General features: G+C 45.7%; 25 protein-coding genes, 1 pseudogene and 1 other annotated feature. Of the genes and pseudogenes, 17 read left to right on the top strand and 9 right to left on the bottom strand.

Annotated elements, in window-relative coordinates; genetic code table 11:
* Positions 1-10 precede the first annotated feature (10 nt).
* The 13 genes from rfbA (at position 11) to wzzB (ending at position 14,550) form a co-directional block, all read left to right on the top strand.
* Positions 11-889: a glucose-1-phosphate thymidylyltransferase RfbA gene (rfbA, locus tag HVY19_RS12700; RefSeq protein ID WP_181680937.1), complete on the top strand. Its 879-nt coding sequence runs from the start codon at positions 11-13 to the stop codon at positions 887-889.
* A gap of 3 nt (positions 890-892) precedes the next feature.
* Positions 893-1,432, top strand: coding sequence for a dTDP-4-dehydrorhamnose 3,5-epimerase (gene rfbC, locus HVY19_RS12695; protein ID WP_181680936.1), 540 nt, complete (start codon positions 893-895; stop codon positions 1,430-1,432).
* A gap of 6 nt (positions 1,433-1,438) precedes the next feature.
* Positions 1,439-2,860, top strand: coding sequence for a lipopolysaccharide biosynthesis protein (locus HVY19_RS12690; RefSeq protein ID WP_181680935.1), 1,422 nt, complete (start codon positions 1,439-1,441; stop codon positions 2,858-2,860).
* A gap of 34 nt (positions 2,861-2,894) precedes the next feature.
* On the top strand, positions 2,895-3,998 hold the full coding sequence (gene vioA, locus HVY19_RS12685; RefSeq protein WP_181680934.1) for a dTDP-4-amino-4,6-dideoxy-D-glucose aminotransferase VioA: 1,104 nt from the start codon (positions 2,895-2,897) through the stop codon (positions 3,996-3,998).
* A 1-nt stretch (position 3,999) separates the two neighbouring features.
* Positions 4,000-4,563 carry an acyltransferase gene (locus tag HVY19_RS12680; RefSeq protein WP_181680933.1) on the top strand — a complete coding sequence of 188 codons (564 nt, stop codon included), beginning with the start codon at positions 4,000-4,002 and terminating at the stop codon, positions 4,561-4,563.
* The gene (locus HVY19_RS12675) at positions 4,556-5,707 is read left to right on the top strand and encodes a TDP-N-acetylfucosamine:lipid II N-acetylfucosaminyltransferase (protein ID WP_181680932.1); all 1,152 of its coding nucleotides are present in this window, start codon (positions 4,556-4,558) and stop codon (positions 5,705-5,707) included. Before HVY19_RS12680 ends, HVY19_RS12675 begins: the two co-directional genes overlap by 8 nt.
* A 16-nt stretch (positions 5,708-5,723) precedes the next feature.
* Positions 5,724-6,998: a nucleotide sugar dehydrogenase gene (locus HVY19_RS12670; protein ID WP_181680931.1), complete on the top strand. Its 1,275-nt coding sequence runs from the start codon at positions 5,724-5,726 to the stop codon at positions 6,996-6,998.
* A gap of 53 nt (positions 6,999-7,051) precedes the next feature.
* Positions 7,052-8,164, top strand: a complete 1,113-nt coding sequence (locus HVY19_RS12665) for a hypothetical protein (protein WP_181680930.1) — start codon at positions 7,052-7,054, stop codon at positions 8,162-8,164.
* Positions 8,165-9,421, top strand: a complete 1,257-nt coding sequence (locus tag HVY19_RS12660) for an O-antigen ligase family protein (RefSeq protein WP_181680929.1) — start codon at positions 8,165-8,167, stop codon at positions 9,419-9,421.
* On the top strand, positions 9,384-10,487 hold the full coding sequence (locus tag HVY19_RS12655) for a DUF1972 domain-containing protein (RefSeq protein WP_249419079.1): 1,104 nt from the start codon (positions 9,384-9,386) through the stop codon (positions 10,485-10,487). The genes HVY19_RS12660 and HVY19_RS12655 overlap by 38 nt, the downstream gene beginning before the upstream one ends.
* 118 nt (positions 10,488-10,605) lie before the next feature.
* A complete protein-coding gene (gene gndA, locus HVY19_RS12650) occupies positions 10,606-12,012 on the top strand; it encodes an NADP-dependent phosphogluconate dehydrogenase (RefSeq protein ID WP_181680928.1) in 1,407 nt (468 codons plus the stop codon).
* A gap of 236 nt (positions 12,013-12,248) precedes the next feature.
* Positions 12,249-13,415: a UDP-glucose 6-dehydrogenase gene (gene ugd, locus HVY19_RS12645; protein WP_181680927.1), complete on the top strand. Its 1,167-nt coding sequence runs from the start codon at positions 12,249-12,251 to the stop codon at positions 13,413-13,415.
* Positions 13,416-13,566: 151 nt separating this feature from the next.
* Entirely contained in the window at positions 13,567-14,550 is a 984-nt protein-coding gene (wzzB, locus tag HVY19_RS12640) for an LPS O-antigen chain length determinant protein WzzB (RefSeq protein ID WP_181680926.1), read from the top strand.
* Positions 14,551-14,639: 89 nt separating this feature from the next.
* Here wzzB and hisIE read toward each other — a convergent pair whose 3' ends face one another.
* From hisIE to hisL, 9 genes are all read right to left on the bottom strand, one after another.
* Entirely contained in the window at positions 14,640-15,251 is a 612-nt protein-coding gene (hisIE, locus tag HVY19_RS12635; RefSeq protein ID WP_181680925.1) for a bifunctional phosphoribosyl-AMP cyclohydrolase/phosphoribosyl-ATP diphosphatase HisIE, read from the bottom strand.
* Positions 15,245-16,021 (bottom strand): imidazole glycerol phosphate synthase subunit HisF, encoded by a 777-nt coding sequence (hisF, locus tag HVY19_RS12630; protein WP_181680924.1) that lies wholly within the window; start codon positions 16,019-16,021, stop codon positions 15,245-15,247. The genes hisIE and hisF overlap by 7 nt, the downstream gene beginning before the upstream one ends.
* On the bottom strand, positions 16,003-16,740 hold the full coding sequence (gene hisA, locus HVY19_RS12625; RefSeq protein ID WP_181680923.1) for a 1-(5-phosphoribosyl)-5-[(5-phosphoribosylamino)methylideneamino]imidazole-4-carboxamide isomerase: 738 nt from the start codon (positions 16,738-16,740) through the stop codon (positions 16,003-16,005). Before hisA ends, hisF begins: the two co-directional genes overlap by 19 nt.
* Complete coding sequence (gene hisH / locus HVY19_RS12620) at positions 16,740-17,330, bottom strand: imidazole glycerol phosphate synthase subunit HisH (protein ID WP_181680922.1); 591 nt, start codon at positions 17,328-17,330, stop codon at positions 16,740-16,742. The genes hisA and hisH overlap by 1 nt, the downstream gene beginning before the upstream one ends.
* Positions 17,330-18,397 carry a bifunctional histidinol-phosphatase/imidazoleglycerol-phosphate dehydratase HisB gene (hisB, locus tag HVY19_RS12615; RefSeq protein WP_181680921.1) on the bottom strand — a complete coding sequence of 356 codons (1,068 nt, stop codon included), beginning with the start codon at positions 18,395-18,397 and terminating at the stop codon, positions 17,330-17,332. Before hisB ends, hisH begins: the two co-directional genes overlap by 1 nt.
* Positions 18,394-19,473: a histidinol-phosphate transaminase gene (gene hisC, locus HVY19_RS12610; protein ID WP_181680920.1), complete on the bottom strand. Its 1,080-nt coding sequence runs from the start codon at positions 19,471-19,473 to the stop codon at positions 18,394-18,396. The genes hisB and hisC overlap by 4 nt, the downstream gene beginning before the upstream one ends.
* A complete protein-coding gene (gene hisD, locus HVY19_RS12605; protein WP_181680919.1) occupies positions 19,470-20,774 on the bottom strand; it encodes a histidinol dehydrogenase in 1,305 nt (434 codons plus the stop codon). The genes hisC and hisD overlap by 4 nt, the downstream gene beginning before the upstream one ends.
* A gap of 97 nt (positions 20,775-20,871) precedes the next feature.
* A complete protein-coding gene (gene hisG, locus HVY19_RS12600) occupies positions 20,872-21,771 on the bottom strand; it encodes an ATP phosphoribosyltransferase (RefSeq protein WP_181680918.1) in 900 nt (299 codons plus the stop codon).
* Positions 21,772-21,817: 46 nt separating this feature from the next.
* Positions 21,818-21,941, bottom strand: a sequence feature (His leader region).
* On the bottom strand, positions 21,917-21,964 hold the full coding sequence (gene hisL, locus HVY19_RS12595; protein WP_100396937.1) for a his operon leader peptide: 48 nt from the start codon (positions 21,962-21,964) through the stop codon (positions 21,917-21,919). Its footprint overlaps the feature before it by 25 nt.
* Positions 21,965-22,126: 162 nt before the next feature.
* Between hisL and HVY19_RS12590 the strand changes: the two genes are divergently transcribed.
* The 4 genes and pseudogenes from HVY19_RS12590 to HVY19_RS12575 all read left to right on the top strand — a co-directional run bounded on the left by HVY19_RS12590 (position 22,127) and on the right by HVY19_RS12575 (position 25,553).
* Positions 22,127-22,951 (top strand): SDR family oxidoreductase, encoded by an 825-nt coding sequence (locus HVY19_RS12590; RefSeq protein ID WP_181680917.1) that lies wholly within the window; start codon positions 22,127-22,129, stop codon positions 22,949-22,951.
* Between the two features lie 46 nt (positions 22,952-22,997).
* Positions 22,998-23,982: pseudogene (locus HVY19_RS12585) on the top strand (LysR substrate-binding domain-containing protein).
* A 160-nt stretch (positions 23,983-24,142) separates the two neighbouring features.
* Positions 24,143-24,205 (top strand): membrane protein YoeI, encoded by a 63-nt coding sequence (gene yoeI / locus HVY19_RS12580; RefSeq protein WP_181684280.1) that lies wholly within the window; start codon positions 24,143-24,145, stop codon positions 24,203-24,205.
* Positions 24,195-25,553, top strand: coding sequence for an APC family permease (locus HVY19_RS12575; RefSeq protein ID WP_181680915.1), 1,359 nt, complete (start codon positions 24,195-24,197; stop codon positions 25,551-25,553). The genes yoeI and HVY19_RS12575 overlap by 11 nt, the downstream gene beginning before the upstream one ends.
* Positions 25,554-25,636 lie beyond the last annotated feature (83 nt).

Raw genomic sequence — 25,636 nt, 5'->3', positions numbered from 1 at the left:
AGATGATGTAATGAAAACGCGTAAAGGGATTATTCTGGCTGGCGGCTCTGGCACTCGTCTTTACCCTGTCACAATGGCAGTGAGTAAACAACTGTTGCCTATTTACGACAAGCCAATGATTTACTATCCACTCTCAACGCTTATGCTGGCCGGGATTAGGGATATCCTCATCATTAGTACCCCTCAGGACACTCCGCGCTTTGAACAATTGTTAGGAGATGGAAGCCAGTGGGGCTTAAATTTGCACTATAAAGTACAACCGAGTCCGGATGGTTTGGCACAAGCGTTTATTATCGGTGAGGAATTTATCGGTAATGATGATTGCGCTTTAGTTCTTGGCGATAACATCTTTTATGGTCATGATTTACCGAAGTTAATGGACACTGCCGTTAATAAAGAAAGCGGTGCGACAGTGTTTGCATATCATGTTAATGATCCTGAACGTTACGGCGTCGTTGAATTTGACAAGAGCGGGACAGCAATTAGCCTGGAAGAGAAACCACTGGAACCCAAAAGCAACTATGCGGTAACCGGTCTCTATTTTTACGACAACAGCGTTGTCGAGATGGCAAAAAACCTTAAGCCTTCTGCACGTGGTGAACTGGAAATCACAGATATTAACCGTATCTATATGGAGCAAGGACGTCTCTCTGTTGCCATGATGGGACGCGGTTATGCGTGGCTGGATACAGGGACGCATCAGAGCTTAATTGAGGCAAGCAATTTCATTTCAACAATTGAAGAGCGTCAGGGACTTAAGGTCTCCTGCCCAGAAGAAATAGCGTACCGTAAAGGTTTTATCAATGCAGAACAGGTTAAGTTGCTAGCTGAACCATTAAAAAAGAATGCCTATGGTCAATATTTGCTGAAAATGGTTAAAGGTTATTAATCGATGAATATTATAAGAACTGATATTCCAGATGTAATGATTATTGAGCCGAAGGTTTTTGGCGATGAACGTGGTTTTTTTTATGAAAGCTACAATCAAAAAGTTTTTGAGGAAGCAGTAGGTCGCAAAGTCGATTTCGTCCAGGACAATCATTCTAAGTCTGCTAAAGGCGTGCTCCGAGGCTTGCATTATCAGTTGGATCCCTTCGCGCAGGGGAAATTAGTTCGCTGTGTCGTTGGTGAGGTCTTTGATGTAGCCGTTGATATTCGAAAATCTTCCCCGACTTTTGGTCATTGGGTAGGCATTACTCTCTCCGCCGAAAACAAACGCCAACTTTGGATACCTGAAGGTTTTGCGCATGGGTTTCAGGTCCTGAGCGAAAGTGCTGAATTCCTTTATAAAACAACAAACTATTATAATCCAAAGAGCGAGATGGGCATTTTATGGAATGACCCCGATTTACAAATATCATGGCACGAGACGGGGAATGTTATCCTCTCGGAAAAAGATAAAATTTTGCCTTTGTTTAGCAGTCTTAGATAAGATTCAATGAAAATTCAATCAGTTAAAAGCGGTTTTATATGGAGCGCGATTGATCGTATTTTTACACAGGTAGTACAACTGAGTGTCATGCTGGTCTTAGCCAGGAGGCTAGGGCCAGAGGCGTTTGGCCTGGTTGGAATGTTAGCTATCTTCATTGCCCTCAGCCAGGTCTTTGTGGATAGTGGATTTAGCTCAGCGATTATCAGGAAAACCGACAGGAGTGAATCAGATTACTCGACGGTATTTATCTTTAACGGACTAATAGCGCTCCTGTGTTATGGCATTTTATGGATAACAGCACCGCTAATTGCCGAATTTTATAATAAGCCTGAGTTAAATTCCCTAGCCCGTTGGCTGGGTTTAGTTGTACCAATAAATTCATTGGGTGTAGTGCAAAGAGTAAGACTCAGTGTTTCACTCAATTTCAAAGCACAAGCAAAAGCATCAATAACTGCAGCCATGATAAGTGGTTTTTGTGCTATTATTTTAGCCTATCATTATAATTTTGGTGTCTGGGCTTTAGTATCTCAGACATTAATGCTTTCAATTATAAATGTAGTACTATTGAATGCCTTAGACCCGTGGTTGCCTAAGACAGGGTTTTCGGTAGATTCATTTAAGACACTTTTTAGTTTCGGATATAAATTATTACTCTCTTCATTGTTAGAGTCATTATATGCAAACATTTATCCGCTGATAATCGGCAAATGGTATGATGCAACCCGGTTAGGTTATTACACACAAGCAAATCAGTTATCAAGTGTTCCAGCAATGACCATGACAAACATTATACAACGTGTGTCATACCCAATGTTAAGTAATATACAACATAATATTCAAGAGCTTGAGAAGAAATATCTTAACATTATTCGTATATCTTGCCTTATTGTCTTTCCGGCAATGACAGTACTGTCAATTGTTGCTACACCGTTATTAGTTATTCTGGTGGGAGAAAAGTGGCAACCAGCAGGAGTGATGGTGTCGATACTATGTGCTGGATATTTACTGTATCCATTGCATGCAATAAATCTTAACTTACTTCAGGTCAAAGGGAGATCTGACTTATTTCTTAAGATCGAAATCATTAAGAAAATAATAACTACTATTATTTTGCTAATTACCTTGCCGCATGGTGTTACAGCACTATGTTATGGGATAGCGATCAATTCTTATTGCGCTCTCTTAATAAATTTATACTATACAGGAAAATTATCTAGCATTGGTTTTAGTGTTCAGTTGAGAGCATTGTTGCCGTCATGGTTGATAAGTGTATTTTTTATCTCAATACAAATTTTTATCAGCGATGAAGAATTACATTTAATAAATGTCATTACTCTTTTATGTGCCTTTGTTTTTATTTACATAATATATTTAGCTATTTATCAAAAAGAAAATATTAAAGCTATTATGTCTTTAAGAAAAGCATAGGTTCTGAATATTTAAATTATTGTCAGGAGTCATAATGTCAAAGCAAATTCCAGTAACAAAACCATTTTTACCTGAGCTGAATGAATTCGTGCCTTACCTTGAAAAAATCTGGGAAAATCAGTGGCTGACTAACAATGGTCCGTTCCATCAGCAACTCGAAGCAGAATTATGCAAGTATCTTGGGGTAAAATACATATCCTTATTTAACAATGCGACTATTGCGTTAGTTACTGCTCTGCAAGCCTTGCGGATTTCAGGTGAAGTTATCACTACGCCTTATTCATTCGTAGCAACAAGTCATTCGATCATCTGGAATTCGCTGAAGCCTGTTTTTGTTGATATTGATGAAAAAAATTTCAATATTGATCCAGAGAAAATTGAACAGGCAATAACTCCAGAGACTACTGCGATTATGCCAGTGCATTGTTACGGTAATCCATGTGATGTAGAGCGTATTCAGAAAATCGCTGATAACTATGGCTTACGTGTCATCTATGATGCAGCGCACGCATTTGGTATTAATTACAAGGGTGATAGTCTGCTGAATTTTGGCGACTTATCCATTCTAAGTTTCCATGCGACGAAAGTTTTCAATACTTTTGAAGGTGGCGCTATCATTTGCCATGACATCAAAACTAAAGAGAGAATCGATAGATTAAAAAACTTTGGTATCGCTGATGAAGTCACCGTCACCGCACCAGGTATAAATGGTAAAATGAGTGAAGTGAATGCCGCATTTGGGTTACTTCAATTAAAACATATTTCTGAAGCGATGACCGAACGCCATAAAATTGATACAAGATACCGTCGTGAACTTGCTGGCGTAAAGGGTATTAAAATTCCCGAATTATCCTCTCATTCGAATAGTAATCACTCCTATTTTCCAGTCATTGTCGAAGATGATTATCCAAAGTCCAGGGACGAACTTTACGCACATCTGAAGAATCATGGCGTATTATCCAGGAGATATTTCTATCCGTTAATCAGTAATATGCCAATGTATCGTGGAATAAAATCTTCTGCTGTACTGAATTTGCAAGTGGCAAACCATATTTCTGATCGCATACTTTGTCTGCCAATTTTTGCAAGTATGACCTCCGAAGAGCAAGATACTGTTATCGGTTTACTCAGAGGTTAATATGGGTTGCTATACCGATGCAGAACTTAAATCTTTAGGCTTTAAGGTATTAGGGAAAAATATCAAGGTTTCCAATAAGGCTTCATTTTATAATGCAGAAAATATTACTCTTGGGGATAATGTAAGAATAGATGATTTCTGTGTTTTGTCAGCCGGTTCTGGAGGTATAGAAGTTGGTAAAAACGTTCATATTGCAGTGTTCTCTTCACTGATTGGGGCTGGACGCATTGTTGTATCGGACTACTGTAATATCTCTTCTCGAGTATCTATTTACTCAAGTAGTGATGATTATTCTGGTGCGTTTATGTCTAACCCAACGATTCCCCCTGAATATACTAACGTTTATTCCGCGCCTGTATTACTTAAAGAGCATGTTCTCATTGGTTCTGGCAGTATCATTTTGCCTGGAATTACACTTGAAAAAGGCGTTGCGGTTGGCGCCTTATCTCTTGTGAAGAATGATATGCCTGAATTTGTAATATGTGCAGGTCAGCCCGCGAAAATTATTAAATCTCGGAAACGAGAACTCCTGAGTTTGCAGATGAAAATGAAAGCAAATGGCTAGTCTGAAAACCTTACATGTCGTTCCGGATGACAAATTTTCGAACATGGTCTTTCGTGATTTCGAAAGATTTGGAAAAAATAATAAGTATATTTGTTTTGACCAAACTGAAGACTTTAAATATATCAAGGGCTGGAAACCTGATCAGATACGGAAAAGAGAGCTAAATGCCTATATCCACAAACATGATATAAGCATAGTTATATTTCATTCTCTATTAGATAAATTTATCGTCACTACATTGCCCCGCAATCTTGTCGTTGTCTGGTGCGGATGGGGTTATGATTATTATCCATACCTACTCTCTACATATTATCCTCAGGGAATGATACTTCAACACACCAAGTCGGTGTTCGACGCAAGCCGTAAGAAAAAAAATATCACTGTAATGAACTTTTTGAGCGGGAGTTTTAGAGTTGCAAGGAGAAGTATTTTAAATAAAATCTATTCTCCTCAACGTATTACTGCCTGTATTGACTACTTTGTACCTGTAATTAACACCGAGTATGAACTTGTTTGTGAAGCTAACTCATGGTTTACATGCGAATATTTATCATGGAGTTATGGTACCTTAGAAGAAGACTACGCCACATGTAACGCTAGTGCTATTCACTCAGGTAATATACTTGTTGGCAACAGCGCAACCCCGGAAAATAATCATATTGAGGCATTTGAGTTTATTCATTCAAATGTTGATTGGCAGTCGCGAAAAATTTACTGCCCGTTGAGTTATGGCGATCTAAATTATGCTGAAAGCATAAAGGATGCTGGAATGAAGTTATTTGGGAATAACTTCATTCCATTAATGACTTTCTTGGGAAAATACGAATATAACGAAATATTATCATCTTGTGACTTGCTAATATTTAATCACATCAGGCAGCAAGCTTTAGGAAATATTATTTCGGGTCTTGCAATGGAGAAGGTGATTCTGCTTAACAAAAGGAATCCTCTATGCAGATGGCTAAATGAAAATAATATCAGTTACCTGACTCTGGATCAGGAAATCAATGCGGAAACTTTATCAATTATTGATAAAGCTAGTAACAAGAAAGAAATTTTAAGAGTTTGGTCAAAATCAGCGATTGCCGAGAAAACGCAAAAGCTAGTTGAGATAACTCACGATGCGGCAATGCGAAAGAAATAAAATCATGGAGACTGGAATGAATTTATCTGATAAGAAAATTGCTATTATTGGCCTGGGTTACGTGGGTTTACCATTGGCAGTTGAATTTGGAAAGTTATATGAAACAACTGGCTTTGATATCAATGATAATCGTGTTAATGAGCTGAAGAAATTTGTTGACGTCACAAAAGAATGTTCTTCCGAAGAACTCCAGGAAGCAGCCAAACTTACATTTACGACAGAGTTAGAAGATATCAAAGATGCTGATATCTACATTGTAACCGTACCAACTCCCGTAGACAGACATTTCAAACCTGATCTAACACCGTTGATTAAAGCAAGCCAAATGTTAGGCAAGGTAATCGTACCTGGGAATATAGTTATTTATGAGTCAACAGTATATCCAGGAGCGACCGAAGATGATTGTATCCCTGAAATAGAAAAAGTCTCCGGTCTTAAATATAATAAAGATTTCTTTGCTGGATACAGTCCAGAGAGAATTAATCCCGGGGATAAAGTTAATCGGTTAACGACAATTAAAAAAGTAACTTCAGGATCAACTGAGGAAATCGCAAAAGTTGTTGATGCACTTTATAAATCAATCATTCAAGCTGGAACTTTCCCTGCCGCATCCATACGAGTAGCAGAAGCGGCAAAGGTAATTGAAAATACCCAGCGAGATGTAAACATTGCATTGATGAACGAGTTTGCCATGATGTTCAATAAGATGAACATTAATACTTATGACGTTCTTGAGGCCGCTGGAACTAAATGGAATTTTATAAAGCTTCAGCCTGGTTTAGTGGGCGGGCATTGCATTGGAGTTGATCCGTACTATCTTTTACAAAAAGCGAATGAATATAATTATGCGCCTGATATGATGCGCTCTGCACGTGAAATAAACAACAGTATGGCTGGCTTTGTTTGTTCACAAATTATTGATAATATGGCAATGAATTCAATAGATGTTCCAAGATCAAAATTGCTCATTCTAGGGGCATCTTTTAAAGAAGATTGTCCTGATATAAGAAATACAAAGGTAGTTGAGCTTGTAAAAGCACTTCAGAAATATAATATCACCGTTGATATTTATGATCCTCTGATTGATGCCGATGAGTTCTTCGAAGAATATAATATTAATGTGCTTTCTTCTAAAACAGATGATATCTATGATGTCGTTGCTTTGATTGTTCCTCATAAAACATTCTTAAATGATAAGTCTTTGATCGAGAATATCAAACCTAATGGATTTGTCTATGATTTGAAATCAAAACTTGATGATTCCAATGGTATTAAGATAGTTACGCTGTAAGTTTTGTGATGCTATTCTTAGCAAAGAATAGCATCATTTTTTTGAGAGTTAAGATGATTAACATACTTTATATTCCTTATCGGGATCTGTATTTCTGGCAAGAATTTGGTTCTGCTGTTCGCGATCTCCAATTTCTTGAGATATTATCAGGTTTTGACGCAGTGAATGACATCACTGTGTTAAATAGGCCGGTCAGCATTTACGAAAGAGTTTTAAACAAAAGAACTAAAGTTAACAATTATCCGAATGTTAATGTTATTGATAAAACAAGCTTTGACTTGTTTGGTCCACTCAAAAAAAGAGCATGGACGGTAAATTGCTATACAAATAGCGTAAATGAATTTCTCAATAATTATTTGCGTGATCCTCATGCCTTACCACTACTCGTTATAGACTTTACACCTATGGCTATTATTCCAGTCGTCCAGGATAAGAAAGTCTATTACTGGTATGATATGATTGATAATTTTACAAAACATAATTGCTATAGCCCGCAAGATAAAAAATTTGTTGATGATAAATATAAATACGTAGCTGAGCATTACGATTTTTTGACTTCAGTAACTGATGTGGCTGGTAAAGCAATTACTAAGTATAATAATATTGAATCAGCAGTCATTACAAATGGTGTGTTTACTAGTCGATTTTCAGATAATGCTTCGAGTGTTATCCCTGGAAATTCGCTTTTCGATTTTGGATTCGTCGGATTTATAACGGATAAATTTGATGTGGAATTTATTCGAAAACTCGTGAGAAATTATTCTGTTGTGGTTTATGGTGAAGCCTATAATAAATCAATCGTTGATGAACTGTCTGCTTTAGGCGTAGTATTTCGTGGGAAATTTAAGTACTCAGAATTACCCAAGCTGATAAGTACTTTTAAAATCGGGCTTTTAACATATTTGTTGGAAAAAAGTCATGATGGCTCACCCCTTAAAATGTACGAATATCTGAAAAACGATAAGCCTTGTATCACATCTATTGATTATGAATTTTCATGTGAGTACGTTGTGAATTATAACTCTTCTGAAAATTTGCATGAAGACATAATGCATTTGCTCAAATGCTCGGGTGATAGCAATATTCATCAGACTTTACTAGCTGATAGTTTTCTGAAGTATAAAATATCATCCGCATTTGATCAGTTTCTAAAACGGCTAAATTAAATGGTAACCGTTCAAAAGATATACAGCTCGATTTTTCTTACGTGCTTTTTTATTTCGATAGCGGCTCCTATATTTCCGGGGGCAACTGGCGGAATGATGTATCATGTGTTGCTCATAAGTCTTTTGCCCGCAGTAATGTTACCGTGGGTGCTTAAGATGAAGATGCAATTTCTTTTAAGCTTTTTATTATCGATTTTTATTGTTTTGGTAATGACATGCGCTGCATTAGCAAATGAGGATGGCGTTAATATAGCCTCTTTTTCATCCTCATTGAAAATATTCTATTTTGGAATATATGTTTTAATGGGTTATGCGTATGTAACTTGTTCGAATCGTAGCGTGGAATTGTTTTATAATACATACTTTTGGTTAATTATGGTGTGTATTATTGTTGGTCTTATAGAGCTTACGGTACCCTCGATAAGTTACCTGCTCTATAAAAGAGAATCAATGGAAATTCTTGACGATAAGCTATCCTCTATCTTTAACACGACTTATCACCTGGCCTTTTTTCTTTTTTTTGGTTATTTATATTACCTTCAGGCTTTTGTTTCTTCCTTGCAGAATTCCAAAGGTAAATTGTTGCCTTGTTTTATAATGCTAATGGCGATAATATCTGTGATTCTCCTGACTCAAAGTCGCATGTTTGTAATGATGGCTGCGCTGATTGCGGTTTTTCTTTTCTGTGTTCTTATGCTGAAAAGGATAAATAAGCCCAACGTATTATTATCATTAACTGTAGTCGTCATTGTAGTTTGTGGGACCGTTATTGCTTTTTGGGATTCATTTTCAGCCAAATTCTATTATATTGTCTACGGCATAGATTTTTTATTGTCAGGTCAACTGGATTTTTCTGGAGATGGGATTGGTTCATTTAATACAAGAATTAACCAAATCATTTTTAGTATCGACCAAATACATAACAACCCATTTGTAGGTGTGGGGTCTGGTAAAGACATCTATCTTGAATCGTTGTACGCATATCTGCTTTATAAATACGCCGTTCCGGGATTAGTGTTTTATTTTGTTGCACTATACTTTCTAGTCAAAAAAATCAATAGCATTCTCCGTATGCGAATTTCGCTCAAAGAAGATGTTTTCTTTAAAGCATCTTATTGGTTCTTTTTATTATCGCCGCTTTATTTTTTAAGTGGCCCCTTATTTGAAGTTCCAAAGTTATCTTTGTTCTTTTTTGTATTAATTGGCATGGTTTATGGCTATGACAAATTGGAAAAATCAAATGGAAAAAATGACTAAGCCTAAATATGCAGTTGTCGGTGTCGTGGGTGTGCCAGCAAATTATGGTGGATTTGAAACATTAGTTGAAAATTTGGTATCTACCAGGGATAAGTCAATGAATGAGAATGCCGAAAAAGATTTTTTGGTTTTTTGTTCAAGTAAAGCATACGACCAAAAATTAAATTCGTATAAAAATGCAAAGCTAGCATATATACCAGTAAATGCTAACGGTATTCATAGTATTATTTATGATATCTTGTGTTTGATAATGTGTATTTTCTATCGACCTGCAACGATATTAGTACTGGGTGTTTCTGGCGCAATCTTCCTTCCGATGCTTAGACTGTTTTATCGGGGCAAGGTAGTCACAAACATTGATGGGCTGGAATGGCGGCGTGCAAAGTGGGGTAAGTTTGCAAAACGATTCCTAAAATTATCTGAAAGCATCGCTGTTAAGTATTCTGATGTTGTGATTTCTGATAATAAAGCTATTGCGGATTATGTGCGAGAGGAATATAGCAAAGAAAGTCAAGTTATTGCTTATGGTGGTGATCATGCGATTTCTGATTCCATCAACGATATTGAAGTAAAAGACTTTGCTTTTGCATTATGTCGCATTGAGCCAGAGAATAATGTCCATCTTATACTCGAGTCTTTCTCTCAAACAAACACCAAATTAACGTTTGTTGGTAACTGGAATTCTAGTGAATACGGGAAACTGTTGAAAAAGAAATATTCAACCTTCGATAATATCACTATTCTTGACCCAATTTACGATATTAATGCACTTTCTGTCCTCCGTAGCGAATGTCGTTTTTATGTTCATGGTCACTCAGCTGGAGGCACGAATCCCTCGTTGGTTGAAATGATGCATTTTTCCAAACCAATATTATGCTTTGACTGTGCGTATAATCGTGCAACAACTGAAGATCAGGCACTCTACTTTCAGGATGTTAACTCTCTTATTCAGATCATTTCTAATTCCCACTTCCCTGACGATATCGGCCAAAAAATGCTTGAAATTGCAACCAGACGCTATCAATGGAGCATTGTACGGCAGCAGTATCTGGATGCTATGAACTGAGTATCAGATATAAGTACATTTAAATGCTATCTATACACTGAGCTCATGAGTTAACATCTTCACCACATATCAAGCCGCGTATACGTCACGCGGTGACCACACCTGACAGGAGTATGTAATGTCCAAGCAACAGATCGGCGTCGTCGGTATGGCAGTGATGGGGCGCAACCTGGCGCTCAACATCGAAAGCCGTGGTTATACCGTCTCCGTTTTCAACCGCTCCCGTGAAAAGACCGAAGAAGTGATTGCCGAGAATCCAGGTAAGAAACTGGTTCCCTACTACACGGTTAAAGAGTTTGTTGAGTCCCTCGAAACGCCTCGCCGTATCCTGCTAATGGTGAAAGCGGGTGCGGGCACAGATGCTGCTATCGACTCGCTGAAGCCATACCTTGATAAGGGTGACATCATCATTGATGGTGGTAATACGTTCTTCCAGGACACTATCCGCCGTAATCGCGAGCTTTCTGCAGAAGGCTTTAACTTCATTGGGACGGGTGTCTCTGGCGGTGAAGAGGGGGCGCTAAAAGGGCCTTCTATCATGCCTGGTGGCCAGAAAGAAGCTTACGAACTGGTTGCGCCGATTCTGACGAAAATTGCCGCCGTTGCTGAAGACGGTGAACCGTGTGTGACCTATATTGGCGCAGATGGCGCAGGTCACTATGTGAAGATGGTTCACAACGGCATTGAATACGGCGACATGCAGCTCATTGCTGAAGCCTATTCCTTGCTGAAAGGTGGTCTTAACCTGAGCAATGAAGAACTGGCGAGCACGTTTACCGAGTGGAATAATGGTGAGCTGAGCAGCTATCTGATCGACATCACCAAAGACATCTTTACCAAAAAAGATGAAGAAGGTAAGTATCTCGTTGACGTTATTCTTGATGAGGCTGCCAACAAAGGCACCGGTAAGTGGACCAGCCAGAGCTCTCTGGACCTCGGCGAGCCGCTTTCCCTGATCACTGAATCCGTATTTGCGCGTTACATCTCCTCTCTGAAAGACCAGCGTGTTGCCGCGTCAAAAGTGCTGTCCGGCCCTAAAGCACAGCCAGCTGGTGACAAGAAGGCATTTATTGAGAAGGTTCGTCGCGCACTGTACCTCGGTAAAATCGTTTCTTATGCACAGGGCTTCTCACAGCTGCGCGCGGCATCTGATGAGTACAACTGGGATCTGAACTACGGTGAAATTGCGAAAATCTTCCGTGCGGGTTGCATTATTCGCGCCCAGTTCTTGCAGAAGATTACGGATGCCTACGCTCAGAATGCGGGCATTGCCAACCTTCTGCTGGATCCTTACTTCAAGAATATCGCTGATGAGTATCAGCAGGCGCTTCGTGATGTTGTCGCTTATGCGGTACAAAATGGTATCCCTGTACCGACATTCTCTGCAGCAGTCGCTTACTATGATAGCTATCGTGCGGCAGTTCTCCCTGCGAACCTGATCCAGGCGCAGCGTGACTACTTTGGTGCCCATACTTATAAACGTACTGATAAAGAAGGTGTTTTCCATACCGAATGGTTGGATTAATCCTTACTAAAACAATGAAAGCCCGGTTTTTTAACCGGGCTTTTTTTTATCCAAATTCTTATTGCTTTATTTTCATTGCTTAATATTAATTTAATATTGATTCGTTATCTTGCTAAAGAAAATCTGAATTGTTTTTACCTTCGTTGACCCGTATAAGCTGAAGAGTTAAAACTTTCATTTCTTATCAGGATGTAAAACATCATGATTCATAATTAAGTTAATTCTGAGAGCGTGAAATGAAAATCACCATTTCCGGTACTGGATATGTTGGCTTATCAAACGGCCTTCTAATCGCACAGCACCATGATGTCATCGCATTAGACATCGTACCAACACGTGTCGCAATGCTGAACGATCGGATATCTCCTATTGTTGATAAAGAAATTCAGCAATATCTCCAGTCAGATGGAATTAAATTCAGAGCAACGTTAGATAAAAACATTGCCTATGAAAATGCTGATTACGTCATTATCGCAACACCGACCGATTATGATCCTCATACCAATTATTTCAATACCTCAAGCGTTGAATCCGTCATACAGGATGTGCTGGACATTAACCCTCATGCGGTGATGGTCATCAAATCCACAGTGCCTGTCGGCTTTACCGCGGCAATGAGCGAAAAATTTAACACAAATAATATTATTTTCTCCCCCGAGTTTTTGCGAGAAGGAAAGGCGCTTTATGACAATTTGCATCCTTCCCGTATCGTCATTGGCGAGCGTTCCGAAAGAGCCGAGCGTTTTGCCGCGCTACTACAGGAAGGAGCGATAAAGCAAGAGATTCCTACACTGTTTACAGATTCGACCGAAGCAGAAGCCATTAAGTTGTTCGCGAATACTTACCTGGCAATGCGTGTTGCTTATTTTAATGAACTGGATAGTTACGCAGAAACGCTAGGTTTAAATACTCGCCAGATTATCGAAGGTGTCTGTCTGGATCCACGTATTGGCAATCACTATAACAATCCCTCATTTGGTTATGGTGGTTACTGTCTACCAAAGGATACCAAACAGTTGCTGGCGAATTACCAATCAGTACCAAACAACATTATTTCTGCGATTGTTGATGCCAACCGTACGCGCAAAGATTTTATTGCGGATGCGATTCTCGCAAAAAAACCGAAAGTTGTCGGGATTTACCGTCTTATTATGAAAAGCGGTTCGGATAACTTCCGCGCTTCCTCTATTCAAGGAATCATGAAACGCATTAAAGCAAAAGGCGTCGAAGTGGTAATTTATGAACCCGTCATGGAGGAAAAGACCTTTTTTAATTCACGAATTGAAAACAACCTGAATCAGTTTAAGCAACAAGCGGATGTCATTATTTCTAACCGCATGGCCGAAGAGTTACAGGATGTGGCCGAGAAAGTGTATACCCGCGACCTTTTTGGCAGCGATTAATTTGCCTTAAGCGGAATAGGGGAAGGGACTCCCAGGCTAAGCTATTAAAAAACCGTATATATCATGATAATTATATCAATTTTCCTATGGCATTAATCTTGATTATGGATACACTGTTGCGAGCGTAAGTCTTTTCTTAGTTAGGGTAGTGATGATAGTGGAAAATAATAGTGTATCCGTGCGTAACAACGACCCGGAACAGATTGATTTGATTGATGTTGTAATTCAGTTATGGCGCGGCAAGGCTACTATTGTTCTCAGTGTTGTTGTCGCTGTTCTGTTGGCTGTGGGTTATCTGACTGTAGCGAAAGAAAAATGGACTTCCACAGCAATAGTCACGCAACCTGATGCCGGTCAGTTAGCCAGTTATACTAACGCAATGAGTGTTTTATTTGGTTCAGAAGCGCCAAAAGTTAACGATGTCCAGGAAAGTGTCATTGGTCGCTTCAGTTCAGCTTTTTCCGCACTGTCTGAGACCCTGGATAACCAGGAAGAGCCCGAGAAATTAACCATCGATCCGTCAGTGAAGGGGCAACTACTACCATTAAAAGTGACCTATACCTCCACCACGGCGGAAGCAGCGCAGAAAACGCTGGCCCAGTACATTCAGAAAATTGACCAGGAAGTGGCGAAAGAGATCAATGTTGACCTTGCAAGAAGCATCTCTACGCGGGCGGCAGGTTTAGAACAATCCCTTGAAGCACAGGAAAAGGTTGCTAAAGAGCAGAAAGCACTCCGCATCGCGCAGATAAATGAGGCGCTGAAGATCGCTGAACAGTCTGGTATTAAACTGCCGCAGGTTCAGCAAGCCGATCAGGTCTCCCAGGACACCATGTTTATGCTGGGTAGTGACGCGCTCTCTTCAATTGTGAATAACGAAGCGACGCGCCCGTTAACCTTTTCAGACGATTACTACCTGACGCGTCAGAATCTGTTGGCCGTTAAAGCGTTGAAAGTGGTGCCAGACAGTATTCACTCTTACCGCTACGTCATGAAACCGACACTGCCGATTCGTCGCGACAGCCCGAAAAAGGCGATTGTCCTGGTGCTGGCGGTACTGCTGGGTGGGATAATTGGCGCGGGAGTGGTGCTGGGTCGTAACGCATTACGAGGCTACAGGCCGAAAGCGCAGTAATATGCATACATTGCGGGTGAGGTGGAAAACTCCTTAGCCGGTCTACAAATAACCGGGCTGTGTTTGCCCGGTTTTTTTACGCCTGAAGATCACTGATGGCGCTTGCGTAAATTCTCGATAACCGTTGTCAGATCGAGGTCCTGATCCTGCAACAGGATCAGCAGATGGTACATCAGATCCGAAGCTTCATTCGTCAGCTCAAAGCGGTCATGTACCGTTGCCGCCAGCGCGGTTTCAACACCTTCCTCTCCGACCTTTTGCGCAATGCGTTTGGTGCCGCTGGCATACAGTTTCGCAGTGTAAGAACTGGCCGGATCCGCCGTTTTGCGTTCTGCTAAAAGCTGTTCCAGTTGGTACAGAAACAGCCACTGGTGGCTGGTTTCACCAAAACAGCTACTGGTGCCTTTGTGGCAGGTAGGGCCGACAGGGTTCACCAGCGCCAGTAGCGTGTCGTTATCGCAGTCGGGGGCGATACTTACAACATTGAGAAAGTTTCCGGACGTCTCGCCTTTTGCCCAGAGGCGCTGTTTGGTGCGTGAATAAAAGGTGACTTTGCCGGTTTCAATGGTTTGCTCCAGCGCCTGGGGGTTCATATACCCCAACATCAACACTTCACCCGATACCGCATGCTGTACGACGACCGGCATGAGTCCGTCAGTTTTTTCCCAGTCCAGTTCGCGGCATTGTTGCTTGGTTAACATATCCTGATCTCCACGCCCTGTGTTGCCAGGTACGCTTTTAATTCGCCAATATTGATAATTTGCTTATGGAAGACTGACGCTGCCAGCGCGCCGTCGACGTCGGCATTGCGGAACGCTTCCAGGAAGTGTTCCATGGTGCCTGCACCACCGGAGGCAATCAGCGGTACGCGGCATACGTCACGTACTTTTTTTAATTGCGCCAGGTCGTAGCCGTTACGCACGCCGTCCTGGTTCATCATGTTAAGGACAATTTCCCCGGCACCGCGTTTCTGCACTTCCTGCACCCACTCCAGCGTTTCCCAGGTGGTGACGCGGGTACGACTTTCATCTCCGGTATATTGATTTACATGATATTTGCCGGTTTCGGCGTCATACCAGGTATCAATACCGACCACAATGCACTGTACGCCAAAGCGGTCTGCCAGACGGGTAATCAGCGTCGGATCGGCGAGCGCAGGTGAGTTTATGGATATTTTATCGGCGCCGAAGGAGAGAATTTTTGCTGCATCGTCGATCGATTTAATTCCACCCGCCACACAGAACGGAATGTCGATAACTTCCGCAACGCGGGACACCCAGCTTTTATCCACAACGCGACCGTCGCTGGAGGCGGTAATATCGTAGAACACCAGCTCGTCAGCGCCTTCATCAGCGTAGCGTTTAGCCAGCGGGACGATATCGCCGATGATTTCGTGATTACGAAACTGCACGCCTTTGACAACCTGTCCATCGCGAACGTCGAGGCAAGGGATTATGCGTTTTGCCAGCATTGGATTGCCTCCGTAACGGTGAATTTACCTTCCAGCAGCGCACGACCGACGATCACGCCGCGCACGCCAGTACCGCGCAAGGCGGCGACATCATCAATCCCACCAATACCGCCGGACGACTGAAAGGCGACCTGCGGATATTTTGCGCACACTTCTTCATATAAAGAGACGTTAGAGCCAGCCAGCGTGCCATCACGTGAGATATCGGTACAGAGCACATGCTTCAAACCGACCGGGAGATATGTCTCGACCAGTTCTTCAAGCGATACGCCGGAATCTTCTTGCCAGCCGCTGACCGCGACCTGTTTGTTACCGGTTTCATCAATGCGAACATCCAGTGCCAATACCAGTGCATCTGCGCCAAAACGTTCGAACCAGCGCTTCACTACCTCTGGTGATTTTACTGCAGTGGAGCCTACTACCACACGGGCAACTCCTGCCGCCAGTAATGCAGCAACATCCTCTTCGGTACGCACACCGCCGCCGACCTGCACAGGTACGTTGACGCCTGATACGAGGGTTTTAATCAGCGGGATCTGACGTTTCGCCGGATCTTTGGCGCCGGTTAAATCCACCAGATGTAATACTTCAGCGCCCTGGGCTGCGTAATCCTGTAAACGCGGCAGTGGATCGGTTCCATAATCACGTTGTTTGGCGTAATCACCCTGATGGAGACGCACCACGGTGCCGTCGATTAAATCTAAAGCGGGAATAATCATCACATCTCCAGAAAATTTTTCAGCAACTGTGCGCCAGCAGCACCTGAGCGTTCCGGATGGAACTGAACGCCAAAGAAATTATCTTTTTGCACGGCGGCGGTGAACGGTTCACCGTAATGACACTGCGCGATAGTCCACGGGTTTACCGGCATAGCATAGCTATGGACAAAGTAAAAATAAGCGCCGTCTTCAATACCCCGGAACAGTCGGTTCCCGGCCTGAGGGTAGACGCGGTTCCAGCCCATATGCGGTAGCGGCAGAGCAAAGTCAGTCATCTTCGGCACATCTTGCTCGATGATCCCTAGCAGATCGACACCGTGGGTTTCTTCACTGCGCCGTCCCAGAATCTGCATACCGAGGCAGATGCCCAGCACCGGCTGGGTACAGGCTTTAATCAGATCGATCAGCTCACGTTCACGCAGTTGGTCCATTGCCGCCTGCGCGGTGCCGACGCCAGGCAGGAAGAGCTTGTCAGCGCGCAGCACCACATCCGGGTCGCGGCTGACGACGGGGTCATACCCATGGCGCGCCACGGCGGACTTCACCGAATTCAAGTTGGCGCAGCCCGTATCCAGAATCACCACGTTCATCACAGCACTCCTTTGGAGGAGGGAAGGGTGTCACCCTCGACGCGAATCGCCTGACGCAGTGTACGGCCAAAGGCTTTAAACAGGCTTTCGACGCGGTGATGATCGTTCTTACCCTTGGTTTTCAGGTGTAGCGTCACGCCCATGGTGTAGCTGAGAGAGCGGAAGAAATGTTCGATCATCTCTGTGCTCAGATCGCCGACGCGTTGATAGGTAAACTCAGCACGGTATTCGAGGTGCGGACGACCGGAGATGTCGAGCGCACAGCGCGCTAGGCATTCGTCCATCGGCAGGACGAATCCAAATCGGCTGATGCCCCGCTTATCGCCGAGCGCTAGCTTCAGGGCTTCGCCCAGCGCCAGCCCGGTATCTTCAACGGTGTGGTGATCGTCGATATAAAGATCGCCTTTTACCGTTATCTCCATGCGAAAACCGCCGTGGGTGGCAATCTGGTCCAGCATATGATCGAAGAAGCCGACGCCGGTGTTAATTTTGCTGCCGCCTTCGCGGTCGAGCCACACCTTGACGTCAATCTGCGTCTCTTTGGTATTACGCTCAACGTGGGCGTAGCGATCGCGTTTGGTGAGCTGTTCGGCAATCGCCGTCCAGTTCAGCGTCTCGCGGTTGTAACGTAGCCCGGTAATACCCATATTTTCGGCAAGCTGGATATCCGTTGCGCGGTCGCCAATCACGTAGCTGTTAGCCTTATCCAGCGCCTGTTCTGCCAGGTAACCCTCAACCAGTTTGATTTTCGGCTTGCGACACTCGCATTCGTCTGCAGGCAGGTGCGGGCAGATCAGCACGTCATCAAACAGAACACCCTGAGAGGTGAAAATCTGCATCATCAGGTTATGCGGGCCGTCAAAGTCCGCCTGTGGGAAGCTCTGGGTACCCAGTCCGTCCTGGTTGGTGATCATGACCAGCTTAAAGCCCGCTTTTTGCAGTTTTAGCAGCACGGGGACAACATCCGGCTCGAAGGCGAGCTTATCAAAGCGGTCTACCTGAAAATCGCTCGGCGGCTCGGAAATCAGGGTTCCATCACGGTCGATAAAGAGATACTTCTGGCTCATACTTGCTCCGCACGTAAAGCGTCAATGACGCGCTGGCTTTCTTCACGGGTTCCGACAGTAATCCGCAGACAGCCGCTTAAAGAGGGTTGCTTGTTCTGATCACGTAAGATAATGCCCTGATCCCACAAAGATTTAAATACACTGCTTGAGGCGGTAAAGCGCGCCAGGATGTAATTCGTTTCGGAATTAAAAACCTGCTCAACACAGGGGATATCCTGAAGCGCTTTAACCAGAGACTGGCGCTCAACGAGAATTTGCGCCACGCGTTCGCGCATCGCATTAATACCCTGCGGGCTGAGCGCCTGGGCAGCAATGTCGGCGACAGGTGTGGAAAGTGGGTAGGGGGCGATCACCTTCAGCAGCAGGTTAATCACCTCTTCATTTGCCAACGTAAATCCACAGCGCAGTCCGGCCAGCGCAAAGGCTTTTGACAGCGTACGCAAGACCACCAGGTGCGGATACTCAGACAACCAGCCAACCAGTGTCGCCTGTGGGCAAAATTCGATATAGGCTTCATCAGCGACGACGATCGCTTTACCGCGCGTCAGCTCCAGCAACGTGCGCAGGTCCTGCGGGTTGATGAGCTGTCCGGTTGGGTTGTTCGGGCTGCATACATATACTACTTTCACGCCATCCAGCTTGTCGGAAATACCCTGCATATCAAGCTGCCAGTCGGCAAGCGTGGGGACAGTGCGACATTCAACGCCGATGGTTTCGGCACTGACGCTGTACATGCCGTAGGTTGGTGGGCAGAAAAGTATCGCGTCTTTACCCGGTTCGCAGAAGGCGCGAACGAGGAGTTCGATGCCTTCATCTGCACCACGACTTACCAGCACCTGCTCTGGCTTAACGCCCGCATACCGGGCGTAGTTTTCAATCACGGCTTTTGGCTGGCATTCCGGATAACGATTGAGCGTTTGTTGTGTCAGTTGAAATTCGACCGCAGTCGGGAATTCGTTGGCGTTTAACCAGACGTCGCCATTGCCACCCAACCGACGGGCAGACTGGTACGGCGTCAGTATGCGGACGTTTTCACGGGCCAGGTCGGTGACGCTGAACATCTTTTCAGTGCTCATGCTTGCTCCTTAAGGGCGTTTACGCGCAGGGTAACGGCATTTTTGTGAGCGGTCAGGCGTTCGGCCGCCGCCAGCGTTTCAATCGTCGAAGCCAGAGCGGAAAACCCCTCGCGGGACAGCTCCTGTACGGTCATTCGCTTCTGGAAGTCCGCCAGTCCAAGGCTGGAGCAGGTCGCCGTATAACCATAGGTCGGCAGCACGTGGTTTGTACCGGATGCATAATCACCCGCGGACTCCGGTGACCAGTCACCGAGAAATACCGATCCGGCGCTGGTTATACCATCCACCAAATCGCGTGCGTTACGGGTCTGAATAATCAGGTGCTCCGGACCGTACTGGTTAGAGATCTCAACACATTGAGCCAGATCGCGAGTGACAATCAGACGGCTGGCGCTCAGTGCCTGACGCGCCGTCTCCGCACGCGGCAGCTCAGCCAGCTGGCGTTCCACGGCTTCTGCTACCCGGCGGGCGATGTCTGCATCCGGTGTTAATAAAATCACCTGTGAATCCGGGCCATGCTCCGCCTGAGAAAGCAGGTCAGAGGCAACGAAATCTGGCGTTGCGCCGCTGTCGGCAATCACCAGCACTTCGGACGGTCCGGCTGGCATATCGATCGCCGCGCCGTCGAGACGCTGGCTGACCTGACGCTTTGCTTCAGTGACAAATGCATTACCCGGTCCGAATATTTTATCCACTTTGGGAACCGACTCGCTGCCAAACGCCAGTGCAGCAATCGCCTGAGCGCCGCCGACGTTAAAGACTTCCTGCACCCCACAAAGCTGTGCGGCATAGAGAATTTCATCGGCAATTGGCGGGGGGGAACAGAGCACCACTTTTTGACACCCGGCAATACGCGCCGGTGTGGCGAGCATCAGAACCGTAGAAAAGAGTGGGGCCGATCCGCCAGGGATATACAAACCTACGGATGAGACCGGCCGCGTGACCTGCTGGCAGCGCACGCCGGGCTGGGTTTCCACATCCACTGTGGGTAGCTTTTGCGCGTTGTGGAACGTCTCGATATTCTTTACCGCGACGGCCATGGCCTGTTTGAGTTCGTCGCTCAGTCGTGCGCTGGCTGCTGCAATTTCCTCTGTGGAAACCTTTAACGCAGCGACGTTCGTGTTATCAAACTTCGCGCTGTACTCGCGCAGGGCATCATCGCCGCGCGCTTTAACATTGTCGAGGATCTCCCTTACGGTGCGGGTAATGCTGTCCGAGGCGGAAATCGCCGGGCGCATCAGTAATTCACTTTGCTGCTCTACGGTACAGCTATTCCAGTCGATAATGGTGTTAAAGCTCATAATCGTCTTCCTTTTTTGCCGGGCGGCACATTGTTTATCCGGCCTACGGGTCTTGTAGGCCCGGTAAGCTAAGCGCCACCGGGCAGCATAAGTGGAATTATTCCATCATCTTCTCAATTGGCAGCACCAGAATAGAGCTTGCCCCGAGCGCTTTGAGTTTTTCCATGGTTTCCCAGAACAGAGTTTCGGAGCTGACCATGTGCATCGCCACACGCTGTTGATCGCCTGCCAGTGGCAGAATTGTCGGGCGCTCGGCGCCGGGCAGCAGGGCAATCACTTCTTCCAGACGCTCGCTCGGTGCATGCATCATGATGTATTTCGATTCGCGCGCCTGAATAACGCCCTGAATGCGGGTTAACAGTTTGTCGACAAGCTGCTGCTTGGCGTCGGCCATTTCGCCATCGCGTTGGATCAGACAGGCTTTGGAACGGTAGATAACTTCCACTTCGCGCAGGCCGTTGGCTTCAAGCGTAGCGCCTGTGGATACGAGATCGCAGATTGCATCCGCCAGACCAGCGCGCGGGGCAACTTCAACGGAACCATTAAGCAGACAGGATTTAAAAGAAACGCCTTTCTGGTCAAGATAGCGCTTTAGCAGATGCGGATAAGAGGTGGCGATGCGTTTGCCATCAAGCGCGGACGGGCCATCCCACGCTTCATCCACCGGCGTTGCCAGCGAGAGGCGGCAGCCGCCAAAGTCAAGACGACGCAGAGTGAAATAGCGCGGATCTTCGCCCTGAGCGCGACGGTTTAGTAGCTCTTCTTCCAGCACGTTTTCCCCGATAATCCCGAGGTCTACCACGCCGTCCATCACCAGACCGGGGATATCGTCGTCACGCACGCGCAGAATATCAATCGGCATGTTCTCTGCCATCGCAATCAGGCGCTGAGTGTGTAAATTGATTTTAATACCGCAGCGGGCCAGCAGTTCGCGTGAATCATCACTTAAACGGCCTGATTTCTGAATAGCTATGCGTAAACGGGTGTTATCTAACATTCTCTTTTCCTCATTATCCTGTCTGAACCGAACTGAAACGCGCACCAAAAAAAAGCCCCCGGAAGATGATCTTCCGGGGGCTTTCTCATGCGTTCATGCACCACTGGAAGATCTGAATGTCTTCCAGCACACATCGCCTGAAAGACTAGTCAGGATGATGGTGATGATGGTGGTTAAATTGAACGCGTGTCATAATTTTCTCGATGAATGCTTATTCATTTGATGACTGTTAACCTAAACCACTTTAGCGTCTTAAAGCAAGCGCTTTTTTTGTTTCGTATTTATAGTATGAATTGTTAGTAATAATATGCAGGCGTAACCTTATATAAACAGAACCGGAGTCAGGAGAAAACGGATGAAGAAGGTCGCAATTGTCGGTTTAGGTTGGTTGGGCATGCCGTTGGCAATGTCTCTCACCGCGCGAGGCTGGCAGGTGACGGGCAGCAAAACCACACTGGATGGCGTGGAGGCGGCTCGCATGAGCGGGATTGAGGGTTACCCATTGCGCCTTGAACCGGAACTGGTTTGTGAAGCGGACGATCTCGAAGCGCTGATGGATGTGGATGCGCTGGTGATTACGCTTCCCGCACGCCGAAGTGGCCCCGGAGAAGATTTTTATCTACAGGCCATGCAGGAACTGGTAGATAGCGCGTTGGCGTATCGTGTTCCGCGCATTATTTTTACCAGCTCAACATCGGTTTACGGCGATGTTCAGGGCACGGTGAAAGAGGGTACGCCCCGCAATCCGGTCACAGCCAGTGGGCGCGTATTAAAAGAGCTGGAGGACTGGTTGCACAACCTTCCGGGAACCTCGGTTGATATTTTGCGTCTGGCGGGTCTTGTCGGTCCTGGTCGTCATCCTGGACGCTTCTTCGCGGGGAAAACCGCGCCTGACGGCGAACATGGCGTGAATCTGGTTCATCTTGAAGATGTGATTGCCGCTATCACGCTTTTGTTACAGGCACCGAAAGGGGGACACATCTATAATATATGTGCGCCTGTACATCCCGCACGTAACGTCTTCTATCCGCAGATGGCGCGTCTGCTGGGTATGGAACCGCCTCAGTTTCGCGACGCGCCGGATAACGGCAAAGGTAAAATCATTGATGGTAGCCGGATTTGCAATGAACTTGGGTTTGAATACCAGTATCCCGATCCGCTGGTGATGCCATTGGAATAACGCATTCCGCCAGCAGGGCGTCGCCATACATCGCAAGGGGGCGAGTATGAAACCACTGCTGGATGTTCTCATCATTCTCGATGCCCTGGATAAAGAGGGCAGCTTCGCGGCGGCGTCGGCAAAACTGTACAAGACGCCCTCTGCGCTCAGCTATACCGTTCACCGTCTCGAAAGCGATCTCAATATTCAAATTCTCGATCGTAGCGGCCATCGCGCTCGCTTCACACGTACGGGACAAATGCTGCTGGAAAAAGGTCGGGAAGTGCTGCATACCGTGAGGGAGCTGGAAAAGCAGGCCGTCAAACTTCATCAGGGGTGGGAAAATGAACTGGTTATTGGCGTCGACGACACCTTCCCATTTTCACTACTCGCCCCCCTCATTGAATCTTTTTATCAGCATCACAGCGTTACGCGTCTGAAATTCATTAACGGTGTGCTGGGAGGATCGTGGGATGCGTTGACCCAGGGCAACGCCGACATCATCGTGGGTGCAATGCATGAACCGCCAGCATCGAGTGAGTACGGTTTTGTGCAACTGGGCTTTCTTGAACAGGTTTTTGCCGTCGCTTCCCATCATCCTCTGGCGCTTGAGAACGAACCGTTAAGTCGTAGCGTCATTAAGCGCTACCGCGCCATTGTGGTTGGCGATACTGCTCATCCCGCACATGCCTCAGGCTCGCAACTCCTGGATGACCAGGAAGCGATAACGGTTTTTGACTTTAAAACCAAGCTGGAACTGCAAATTAATGGGCTGGGATGCGGTTATCTGCCTCGCTACCTGGCACAACGTTTTCTGGACAGCGGGGCGCTGATCGAGAAAAAAGTGGCGGCACAGACGTTCTACGAGCCGGTCTGGATCGGCTGGAATGAACAGACTGCGGGCCTGGCCTGCGCCTGGTGGCGAGATGCCATTTTAGCAAATAATGCTATCGCCGGAGTCTATGAAAAAGCCTGCGCTGCCAAATCAAACGGTTAAGAAAAAATTTTTAATGACAGGGCTTTCATTCTCTTGTCATTTCTCCCCATTTTAGGGACAATGCGCCGCTTGCAAAAAATGACATTAACCGACGTTTTAATACGCGTCGGTTATTTTTTTGCATCAAACCGATCATTCATACAAAGAGGCCGGGCTTCGTACCGGATAGATATTTACCAAAAACCGACAGTTGTTGTCGCTGAGGAATCCTGAAAATGGGGCAATTTTTTGCTTACGCGACGGTGTTCGCCGTAAAGGGGAATGACCATGTCGCATAACGTTACTCCAAAAACCTCTCGCGTGGAATTACGTAAAACGCTTACGTTGATTCCGGTTGTCATGATGGGCCTGGCCTATATGCAGCCGATGACGCTGTTCGATACGTTTGGTATCGTGTCAGGTCTTACTGATGGTCACGTTGCAACGGCTTATGCCTTTGCACTGGTCGCTATTCTTTTTACTGCGCTGAGCTACGGTAAACTGGTACGTCGTTTCCCGTCCGCTGGCTCTGCGTATACCTATGCTCAGAAATCCATTAGCCCGACAGTTGGCTTTATGGTGGGCTGGTCATCTCTGCTGGACTATCTGTTCATGCCGATGATCAACATCCTGCTGGCAAAAATTTACTTTGAAGCCCTGGTACCGTCCGTGCCGTCGTGGATCTTTGTTGTGGCGCTGGTGGCCTTTATGACCATCTCTAACCTGCGCAGCATCAAGACCGTGGCGAACTTCAACACCCTGATTGTTATTCTGCAGATGGGGATTGTTGCGGTGATTGTGGGTCTGATCATTTACGGCGTTTCGCACGGTGAAGGCGCTGGTACACTGGTTAGCTCTCGTCCGTTCTGGTCTGAAGGCGCTCATGTTGTACCGATGATCACCGGTGCGACCATTTTGTGCTTCTCATTCCTCGGCTTCGACGGTATTTCTTCTCTGTCTGAAGAAACCAAAGACGCAGAGCGCGTGATTCCGAAAGCGATCTTCCTGACCGCACTGATTGGTGGGTTGATCTTTATCGGGGCGTCGTACTTCCTGCAGCTGTATTTCCCGGATATCTCGCGTTTTAAAGAGCCGGATGCGTCGCAGCCTGAAATCATGCTGTACGTTGCGGGTAAAACCTTCCAGTGGGGCGTGCTGATTTTCTCCAGCGTGACCGTACTGGCATCCGGTATGGCCGCCCATGCAGGCGTTTCTCGTCTGATGTACGTCATGGGCCGTGACGGCGTTTTCCCGACGCGCTTCTTCGGTTACATTCATCCGAAATGGCGTACTCCGGCATGGAACGTGCTGTTGGTTGGCGCTATTGCTCTGCTGGCGATCAACTTTGACCTGGTGACAGCGACTGCGCTAATCAACTTCGGTGCGCTGGTGGCGTTTACCTTCGTGAACCTGTCTGTTATTTCACAGTTCTGGATCCGCGAAAAACGTAACAAGACGCTGAAAGACCACTTCAATTACCTGATTCTGCCGGTATGTGGCGCGCTGACGGTAGGCGCACTGTGGATCAACCTGGAAGAGAGCTCAATGGTCCTGGGTCTGATCTGGGCAGGTATCGGTCTGGTCTATCTGGCTTGCGTAACCAAAAGCTTCCGCAACCCGGTGCCACAGTACGAAGACGTCGCGTAATGACTTGCCGGGGGGCACTAACGCTTACCCGGCCTAAAAACGACAAACCCGTAGGCTCGCGTAAGCGAAGCGCCATCGGGCAA

The organism is Citrobacter sp. RHB25-C09 (assembly GCF_013836145.1).
GTDB lineage: Bacteria > Pseudomonadota > Gammaproteobacteria > Enterobacterales > Enterobacteriaceae > Citrobacter_A.
This window is presented reverse-complemented; position numbering and strand designations above follow the sequence as displayed.